Origin of the sequence: Acidiphilium sp. PM, from assembly GCF_000219295.1 — a bacterium.
GTDB classification, from domain to species: Bacteria; Pseudomonadota; Alphaproteobacteria; order Acetobacterales; family Acetobacteraceae; genus Acidiphilium; species Acidiphilium multivorum.
The window spans coordinates 1-9,152 of sequence record NZ_AFPR01000149.1 but is presented as its reverse complement, the minus strand read 5'-3'; the positions used below and the strand labels follow the sequence as shown (position 1 = coordinate 9,152).

The following is a 9,152-nucleotide window of genomic DNA, read 5'->3' as shown; positions in this document are numbered from 1 at the left end:
CACAGCCCGGCGAGGCGCGCCGCGTAGGGGGTTGCGGGCCGGGCGAACATGGCGTCCGGCGTGGTGCAGGCGGTCAGGCGGCGGTCCTCGAGGACGGCGACGCGGTCGGCGAGGCGCGCGATATCGGCCGGGTCGTGCGAGATGCAGAGCGCGCCGAGACCGGATTCGACGATCAGCGCGCGCAGCTCGGTGCGCAGGGTTTCCCTCGTCTCGACATCGAGGCTGGAGAACGGTTCGTCGAGCATCAGCAGGCGAGGTGCTGCGGCCAGGGCGCGGCGAGGCCGACGCGCTGCTGCTGCCCGCCGGACAGGGTGGCCGGCAGGCGCCCGGCGCAGGACGCGACGCCGAACCGGTCGAGAAGGGCCAGCGCCTTGCGATCCCGCCCGGCGCGGTCGCGGATCACCACCGCCACGTTTTCCAGCACCGACAGATGCGGCCACAGCGCGAAATCCTGGAACACCATGCCGAGGCCGCGCGATTCGGGGCGGATGAAGGTGGCGGCGGCATCGTCGACCACGGCGCCGCCGATGCGGATGGTGCCGCGGGCCGGGCGGTCGAGCCCGCCGATCACCCGCAGCAGGCTGGTCTTGCCCGATCCGGACTCGCCGGCCAGCACGACGCATTCGCCGTGGGCCAGGCCCAGCGACGCCTCCTCGACGACCAGGCGGCCGCCGCGCTGCACGGCGACGCCGTCGATGGCGAGTGCGGCGCTCATGCCGGGCGCAGACGCCGCGGCGCGGCGAGCAGGGCGACACCGGCGGCGAGCAGAAGGGCGAGCCCGGCCATCGCGCCGAGGCCGAACAGGGCGAGCCGCGCCGAGGCGGCGTAGTCGCTCATCTGGTCGAGGGTGACGATGGCGACGCCGAGCGGCGTGGCCCCCGGCGGATAGAGCAGTTCGGAGACCGGCAGTTCGAACATGATCGCGGCGGCGACCAGCAGATAGGCGTAGGTGAAGGGACGGATCAGCAGCATGCCCTCGATATCCACCAGCCGCGTCAGGCGCGGCAGGCCGTGCAGCCGCGCCGCCGCCACGAGGTTGGGATCGAGATCGTCCAGCGCGCCCTGCATCATGCGCAGGGCGAGCGGGGCCATGCCCGCGGTATAGCCGATCAGCAGCAGGAGCCGGGTGCCGTAGAGCGGGAGGAGATCATTGTTGAAGGCGACGATGTAGCTCGCGGCGAGCACGAGGCCGGGCACCGCCATGTTGGCGACCAGGGCGACATCGAGCACCGCCGTCATCCGGCGGGCGCCGGCGGCGCGCAGGCGCAGGATCAGCACGGCGACGCCGAGCGACATCGTCGCGCCGACCATGCCGAAGCCGAGCGAGCGCAGCACCGCGCCGGGATGCGGCATCGACGCGGTCAGCGGCTGGAGCGCGCGCACGAACAACGCCGCGACCGGAATGACGATGCCGACCAGGGCGAACAGGCAGGTGAGCGCGGCGAAGGCCAGTTCGCGCCGCCGGGCGGGGCGCTGGCGCGCGGGCGGGCGCATCCGCCCATGCTGGATCGCCGCGCCCTGCCGGCGGCAGGCCATGGCGAGGCCGCCGAACACCGCCGCGACGGCGATCAGGCGCCAGCACAGGATCGAGGCGCCGGCGAAATCGGTGGGGGTTTCGGCGAGGTGCTGGTAGATCGCGTAGGTCAGGATCGGCACGTGGCTGGTGACGCCCAGCGTCGCCGGGATGCCGAATTCCTGCATCGTCTCGATCACCGCGATGGCGAAGCCGACCGCCATGGCCGGCGCGAGCAGGCGCAGGCCGATCCGCACGCGCGGGATGAAGGGAACGCCGTGGATGGCGGCGGCCTCGGCCGGAGCCGAATCGGCGGCGGCGAGGGTCGCCCGCGCGACCAGGGCGGAAAACGGCAGGGCCTTGACGACATAGAGCATCAGCAGGCCGCCGACGCCGAAGAAGGCCTGCCCGGCAAGCGTGGCGCGCAGGGCATGGCCGCTGAAGATGATCATCCAGCCGGTCGTCAGCATGTAGCTCGGCGTCAGGAACAGGCCCCAGAGCGTCAGCGTGGCGGCGCGGGCGACCGGGCCCGCCGCCGTCGTGGTGAAGAGGGCGAAGAGCGCGCCGAGCGGTGCCGCGACGATCGCCGTGCCGACCGAGAGCAGCAGGGAGACGGCGAAGGCCGGCCAGTCGCCCGCCGCGCCGTGACCGGAGAGGAACGGCATGACCAGCAGGCGGAGCAGCGGGTAGACGAAGAAGGTCGCGATCAGCCCTGCCATGATCGCGGCCCGAAGGCCGGCGGCGCCAACTCTCATCGGCAGCCGGTTCCGCACTGCGGGATCAAGAGCCGGCCCCATCGATCGCGTGGGCGAACCAGGCCAGCACGGTCTTCTCGCGCGCGCCCCAGCGCGCCGCATCGAGCGTTGCGAGATCGAGCGTCGTCAGCGGCGGCAGGGCGTGGCGGGGCGCGGGAAGCGCGGTGACCGGCCAGTAATAGCTGTCGCCCTCGCCCTCGCGCTTGCGGATGGCCTGGCCGGCGGGGCTTTCGACGAAGGCGATGAAGGCCTTCGCCTCGCGCAGCGCGCGGCCGTGCAATCCCTTCGGCAGGACGATGACGTTCGGAAGCACGTAGGCGGGGCGCGGATAGATGACGGTGAGGTGATGGTCGATATTCCGCGCCACGTTGACGGCGGCGGAGGACTGGACGATCGCGAGCTTGATCGTGCCGTTCCGAAGGGCGGCCAGCGTCGCATCGTTCTTGGCGAAGACCTGCAGCCCGTTGGCCTTGAGCGCGGCGACGAAGCCCTTGCCCTGCGGCCAGCCGCCCGCCTGCTTGAGCATGCCGGCGAGCGCGGGGTAGGTCGGCCCGGAAATCGCGGGGTCGTTCATGCCGACGACGCCGTGATAGAGCGGCGCGGTGAGATCGTTCCAGGCTTTCGGCGGCTTCAGGGTGGATGCGTTGTTCATCACGAAAACGCCGGCCAGGGTGAAGCCGGTGGGGATATAGGCGCCGTCGGGCGGCAACATCGAGCGGCCCGTCGCGGTCAGCGGTACGGGCGGGCGCAGGCCGTGGGCCAGCAGGCCGGCCGTATCGAGCGAGACGGCGGCGGTCGCGCCGTCGAACCAGCCGATGTCCCAGTCCGGATGATGGCCCTCGGCGGTGATCCGCGCCAGCAGCGCGCCGGTCGACAGGCGGATGACGCGGACGGGGATTCCGGTCTTTTTCGTGAAGGCCTTGCCGATGGCGGGCGCGTAGTCGAGCGCGGCGTAGAGCACGAGTCCCCGCGCCGGTGCCGGCCAGAGCAGCACCGCCGCAATGATGATGATGGCCACGCCAAACCCAGCCGCAATCACTCGTCGCATGACGATCTCCGTGACCTTCGCTTCAATTTCTTCAATTCCGTCACCGAGCGTCTAGTTGGCGGGACGCCGGCGGACAATCGCCAGGGTTGCCCGCCTCAAGAAGATGTCAGAGCCGGCGACAAGTTTCATCGTAGTGTCATCAAATCGGGGCTCTTCGCGCGCACCGTCAGTTGGTGCGCAGACGGATCGAGATGTCCACGGTGATCGGGTGATGCGGCATCGTCGCGCCGAAGGGCGGAAACCGGGTTGCCCTGACCGCGGCCAGCGCCGCCCGGTCGATCGGCGGCGCGCCGGAAGACCGGATCACCGAGACGCCGAGAAGCTGCCCGCTCGGGGCGATGCGGAGCGCGAGTTCGGTCACGCCGGACAGATGCAGCATCTTGACCATCTCCGGCACCTTGAGATCGCCCTGCACGGCGGCATGCACGGAGCCGGCATAGGCTTCGAGCGCGTTCTCCTGGACGGCGGCGGGAACCGGTTGCGGCTTCGGCGGTGTCGGCGCCACGGGCCTCGGCACCTGGTGCGCCACCGGCTTTGGCCGCGGCGCCGGCCGATGATGCACCACGGGCTTCGGACGCGGCTTGGGCACGGGCTTCGGCAACGGCTTCGGGACCGGAACTGGCAGGGGCGGCTTCGGGATCGGCGGTGGCGGCGGCACGTGCGGCTTGGGCGGTTGCACGGGCTTCGGCGGCGGGGGCAGCGGCTTCGGCGGGACGGGCTTCGGCTTCGGCGGGGGGGCCAGCATCCTGATCCGCGTCACCTGCGGATGGCGCGCCGCCGGCACGGGATTTGGCGGCATGCTGGCAACCAGAACGACGAGAACGACTTCCACGATCAGCGCCGCAACGAGCGCGATGGGAAATGACAGGCGACCTTCAGGCAAGGGATTCATGCCATCACCAGCGCCGCGAAGAGTGTTCATGGATATCCGATCGAGCAGTAGCGATACGAAGTCTGGCGCCGCGGCGATCAGCCATCAGGCGGCCGATCGCCGACGACGCGGCAGGGAGAAAGAAAACCCGCGGCAAACGCGTTGCCTCGACTTGTCTAACGGCGGGATATCGGCGCGGGCACATGGACCCGCGCCGCAACCTCAGAAGTGGAAGCCGACACTGCCGTAGATGGTGAACGGCGCGCCGGGATAGGCATAGGTGAAGCCGGAGGCCGGGACGGTTCCGGAATAGTTGAAGTAGCCGCCCGTGCCGATGTATTCATAGGCATTGTATTGATTGTTCGTGATGTTCAATGCCGTCAGCGACACATCCATGCTCTTGTGGCCCACGTAAGGCAGGGTCACCGGGACAGTGAGCTTGGCGGACATGTTCAGCGTGCCATAGCCGGGCATTTTCCGGTTGCTCGGCGCGCCGGTGTTGTTGTTGAACATGTACTGGCTGCCCGTGTACTGATACCACATGCGCGGTTCGAGCAGCATCGATCCGATCGGGATGTCGTAATAGGCGCCGATATTGAAGTTGACCGAGGGCACGTAGGGCACATGCCGCCCACCATAGGAGGTGCCGCCGGTGATGTAGGTCTGGTATTTCGCATCGATGAACGAGGCGTTGCCGAAGACGTAGAGATTATAAAGCGGATTGTCGTCGGCGAACATGTTCACGCCCTGGTAGATCGACGATCCGGAGGCGAACAGGGCGTTGCCGTTGGCGAGCTGCGTGCTGAGCGACTGCTTGGCATAGCGCAGGTGGAAATAGTCGACCCCGGCGACGAAGTGATGCAGGAACCGCCCATTCTCGACATGGAATTTCGCGCCGATGTCGTAGTACTGGCCGAGCTCGAGCTGATAGCCGGTCGTCGGGTTGATCTTCTGGAACAGGCCGCCGCCGCCGCCAACGCTGGGGGTGCGCAACGCCTCGCCATACGAACCGTACAGCGCCATCCACGGCATGACCTGCAGGTTCGCCGAGATGGACGGCTCCACGCCGTTGCGGCTTACATGCGATCCGCAGGATGAACCCTGATCGGTCGCCTGCGTGGTTCCGCTGGTCGCGGTGCTGCCATCCAGCACGCAATGCGTCGAAAGGCCGACACCCGGGGCGAACGCGAAATCCTGCAGCGCCGAGTCGGAATAGCTGGTCTGGAAGCTGACGAAGCGGATGCCGGGGATGATGTGCAGCGCCCTGACCGGATGAATGTCATCCTGGAGGAACATCGCGAAATTATCGACGTTGAAGTAGGACGACCGGATCTTGCCGCCGGCATTGACCACGCCCTTGTTGCCGCCTAACACCGTGTTATAGAAATTGTTCCGGCTGTTATAGAGCGTATGGATGTAGTAGCCGCCGAAATTCAAGGTATTGAACGGCAGTTTTTCGGTCAGCCACAGCTTGTCGCCGATGACGTTCGTGTACGGGTTGTTGTATTCATAGCGCTGCGGGCCAACGCTGCCGAAATCATACAGGCGCGAATGCGTGCGCGTGAAGTTCTCGTAATAGGTCAGGTTGTGCAGCGTGGTCGAATCATCAAGTTCGATGTTCTCGCGCGCGAAGACCATCCACAGCGCGTCGGTATCGAATTTTTCGTAGTAGTTGTAAGGAGGCGCGCTGTAGAAGCCTGATGTCTGCTGGCTGTAGAGCGGCGCGCCCGCGTTTCCGCTGATCGTGACGCCCGGGATCGGGGAGGTCGGGATGACCGGCACGCGATAGCCGGCGCTGCGCGCGAAGTAGCCGCCGAAGGCGAAATTGCCGGCGCTGAAGTTCTTCACGGTCTTGAGGTAGATCGAATAGTCGTTGGACGGGCTCTGGAAGCCGTCCGGCGACTTGCGGAAGCTGTTGCCGTCGCCGGCGCCGCCGGCAATGACCGTGGACCAGCCGTGATAGTTGCCTGTGCGCAGGTCGAACTCGATGTTCTTCTGACCGTAGCTGCCATAGGTCAGGTTGATGTCGCCGCCGGGCTTGGCCGTCGGCTGCACCGGGGTGAACTCGATGGTTCCGGCGAGGTTGTTGTACCAGCGGTCGGCGGCGTTGCCGGGGCCATAAGTGGTTGTCACGCTCTGGATCATTCCGCTCTGCGGAATCATGTTCGACTGCCAGAGATCGCTGCCCGGATCGACGACCGGAACACCGTCCAGCGTCACGCCGATGGCGCCGTCGCCAGTGAAGCCGCCGAAGCCGCCCCAGCCCTGCTGCACGCCATTCAGCGTCACGGTATATTTGGACGCGCCGGTGTTGCCGTAGCCGGTGATCTGCACGCCTGGGGCATAGGACAGCATCTGCGCGGCGCCCGCGACGGGGCCGGCGGCTTCGAGGAGCTTGCGGTTCAGGACGCGGGTCGTATTGCCAGACTTGAAGACCTTCTTCTGGCTCGGCGCGGTCGTGACGCCGGGCAGCGACAGCGCGCTGGACGCGCTCACCTCGCCGGCGCTCACTGTTTGCGCGTATGCCGCGGCGGGAATGAGACAACTGGTGGACAGCAGAAGCGCCATGAGCGAAAGCTGCATGACTCGATCAGTATGACGAACGCCGGAGGAAAGCCGCACTGTTGAGATCCCTTTTCCATTCGATCAGTCATCGAATCGCGTTCTCGCCGGACTGATTGCCGGCGGGCACGCTCGATGTTGGGCGGGGAGTAACCAGACGGGTTCCTTAAACACAATGTAACCAACAGTGTTCGGGACCTGTTTTCATCAAAGCTTCAGCAAAGCGACTCACGATTGTCATATTCACATCACAGCGCGGTGAACGGCCAAGTCGTGACCTGCCGCCTTCTGAGTGGTCCGGGCTTGTTTCAGATTTTGGCCTGAGGGAGAAGGAGAATTGGAATGGCGCGAAATCACAAGCCGGAAGAGATCATCGGCGGGTTGCGCGTGGCTGAGATTGCGCAGGGGCACGGTTGTGGATGTATATTTTTGTTAGGATTTCAATATTATATGTTGGGGTATAGCGCCACGTCTAGCCTTTAATCAAACTCATTTTCGTTCGGAGAGCCCCGGTGCGTCGATCTAACAGGCTGCTGCAAGAGGTCTGTGAGAGGAACGCCTTCCTCGGCATGGTCGGCCTAGTGAGGCATTTTCCACTGGGGTGCGGTCCGAGTGGATTTTTTCCGGCTCTGGTGCCGCTGCGGCCTTGCCTAGCCGGGGCGCCGGGTGGTTCTGCCGTCGATGGCGGAGCACCGAGACTTCCGGGCGGCATGCAGCGTGACCACCATCTGGCGGAACTCGGCGGTGAACAGGATGAAAATTAAGAAATTTCAGTTTGTCACATGGCGTATATGGCGGATGGGGTGTCTGTCAAGAGATGGTAAATAATATATTGATAATGTTGTATTATATTAAAAGGTAACTGAAAAAATACCCCTCTATCTCCCCCACAGTTTTTCCTACTTCATTCGAAGTCGCACTGTCTGCAGGAGTGTGAAATTCAGTAAAAAGATCAACATCATTTCAAAGGTGGGTCTGACAGGAATGACGAACCGAACTCAAAAGTAGGTGGTAAAAGTCCCTTGAAAATAAAGGGTCTTTTCAGAATTTTACCCAATCAAGCCCCGTAAGTTAATTTTACGGTTCACATTCAAAACAATCTGGGGTGACATTCTACCGAGGCGGCGAAAGCTTCTGCAGCCAAGGTCATGATCGCCGCCCCGCAATTCCTGTCACGCAATTTTTCCTACATTTCCGGTGCTCGTGGAGTGAGGATACTGCGCTTTAATCGCCCGAGTATCCATCCCTCCCATGCAGATCCGGCCTCTGGCTGTATGCTTTTGCTCTGGCTGGTGACCTCCAGTGACTGAGATCATGCCCAGCAGCCCGAGCAGGGCGTCAAATCGCTCCTCACCGGTTGCGTGGCCCCCAAAGCCGTCTGCCAGTTGGCATTGTACCAGTTTTGTGAACTTTGCCTGTAAATTCGCTTGCAACAGTGATCCCCTGAGGGGCGGAAATCGCGTCCAATTTCGACCCATCTGACAAATGATGTCAGGACCCTCCCTAACGCTTTTTGTGAGCTTCGGAGATTTTCAGGGAGATGATCGGGGTGGATGGTATTGGGGAGATTCGGAGGGCTTATTTTGATGAACATCTGCCGATCAAGGAGATTGTGCGGCGTCTGGCGGTGTCGCGAGCGACGGTACGCAAGGTGGTACGGGACTCGGCGACGGCGTTTCGGTATCCGCGTGAGGTGCAGCCTGCGCCAAGGCTTGGCGACTGGCATCGCGATCTGGGGCAGTGGCGTGCCGTCCGGCCGATACCGGATCTTGCCGCCGATCTTGAGCGTCCACCGCGCGTCCGTGTCTTTTTGCGCTGCCTTGTGGGGCTCGTCCGGCCAGATCTCACGCGCTGTCTTGCCGGCCTTGATCGCCTCCTTCTCTACGCCCGTGTTCCGCTGCTTCGGCGCCGGCACCAGCGACGCATCGACGATCTGGCCCGACATCGGGATGTAGCCCTTCTTCTGCAACTGCCAGTCGAACGCCTTCATCACCCGCTTCAGCGTGCCGGTCTCGGTCAGTTTGTTACGGAACAGCGGGATCGTGTTCTCATCCGGCGTCGGCCCGCCAAGATCAAAGCGCAGGAAGCGCATCCAGGACAGGCGGTCCCGGATCATGAACTCCATCCTGGCATCACTCAGATTGTGCTGGGCCTGAAGGATCAGCGCCTTGAACATCGAAACAGGGTCGAAGGGCGGGCGGCCACCCCTGGCTCCGTCCCCGTAGCCCAGCCCGTCAATCAGCCAGCCACGGAAATGCTCGAAATCGACCGTCGCTTCCAGAACCTCCAGCGGGTCCCCGGTCTTGCTCAGACGCTCAAGATGCTCCGAAAGCCCGAACAGCGTAAGCGCAGTCTAATGACGGCCTTGCTTTGGCGAGCGAGCGCTACGCGGCGGCTGGTAGA

The 9,152-nt window shown here is 64.4% G+C and carries 6 protein-coding genes and 1 pseudogene; all 7 read right to left on the bottom strand.

The window, feature by feature from the left end; translation table 11 throughout:
- A pseudogene (locus APM_RS22550) lies at positions 1 to 245 on the bottom strand (ABC transporter ATP-binding protein); the annotation flags it as partial.
- Entirely contained in the window at positions 245 to 715 is a 471-nt protein-coding gene (locus APM_RS07225) for an ATP-binding cassette domain-containing protein (RefSeq protein ID WP_007422700.1), read from the bottom strand. The gene APM_RS07225 and the pseudogene APM_RS22550, both read right to left, overlap by 1 nt.
- Entirely contained in the window at positions 712 to 2,268 is a 1,557-nt protein-coding gene (locus tag APM_RS07220; protein ID WP_007422699.1) for an iron ABC transporter permease, read from the bottom strand. The genes APM_RS07225 and APM_RS07220 overlap by 4 nt, the downstream gene beginning before the upstream one ends.
- A gap of 25 nt (positions 2,269 to 2,293) precedes the next feature.
- Entirely contained in the window at positions 2,294 to 3,316 is a 1,023-nt protein-coding gene (locus tag APM_RS07215; protein WP_039888032.1) for an ABC transporter substrate-binding protein, read from the bottom strand.
- A 166-nt stretch (positions 3,317 to 3,482) separates the two neighbouring features.
- Positions 3,483 to 4,238 (bottom strand): energy transducer TonB, encoded by a 756-nt coding sequence (locus APM_RS07210; protein WP_007422697.1) that lies wholly within the window; start codon positions 4,236 to 4,238, stop codon positions 3,483 to 3,485.
- A 171-nt stretch (positions 4,239 to 4,409) separates the two neighbouring features.
- Positions 4,410 to 6,770 carry a TonB-dependent receptor gene (locus APM_RS07205; RefSeq protein ID WP_051788188.1) on the bottom strand — a complete coding sequence of 787 codons (2,361 nt, stop codon included), beginning with the start codon at positions 6,768 to 6,770 and terminating at the stop codon, positions 4,410 to 4,412.
- A 1,291-nt stretch (positions 6,771 to 8,061) separates the two neighbouring features.
- Complete coding sequence (locus APM_RS22545) at positions 8,062 to 9,060, bottom strand: transposase (protein ID WP_256379467.1); 999 nt, start codon at positions 9,058 to 9,060, stop codon at positions 8,062 to 8,064.
- Positions 9,061 to 9,152 lie beyond the last annotated feature (92 nt).

What these genes read in the sequence shown, in the direction of transcription:
- APM_RS07225 (WP_007422700.1), bottom strand. Translation starts at nt 715, where the DNA reads ATGAGCGCCGCACTCGCCATCGACGGCGTCGCCGTGCAGCGCGGCGGC.
- APM_RS07215 (WP_039888032.1), bottom strand. Translation starts at nt 3,316, where the DNA reads ATGCGACGAGTGATTGCGGCTGGGTTTGGCGTGGCCATCATCATCATT.
- APM_RS07205 (WP_051788188.1), bottom strand. Translation starts at nt 6,770, where the DNA reads ATGCAGCTTTCGCTCATGGCGCTTCTGCTGTCCACCAGTTGTCTCATT.
- APM_RS07210 (WP_007422697.1), bottom strand. Translation starts at nt 4,238, where the DNA reads ATGAACACTCTTCGCGGCGCTGGTGATGGCATGAATCCCTTGCCTGAA.
- APM_RS07220 (WP_007422699.1), bottom strand. Translation starts at nt 2,268, where the DNA reads ATGAGAGTTGGCGCCGCCGGCCTTCGGGCCGCGATCATGGCAGGGCTG.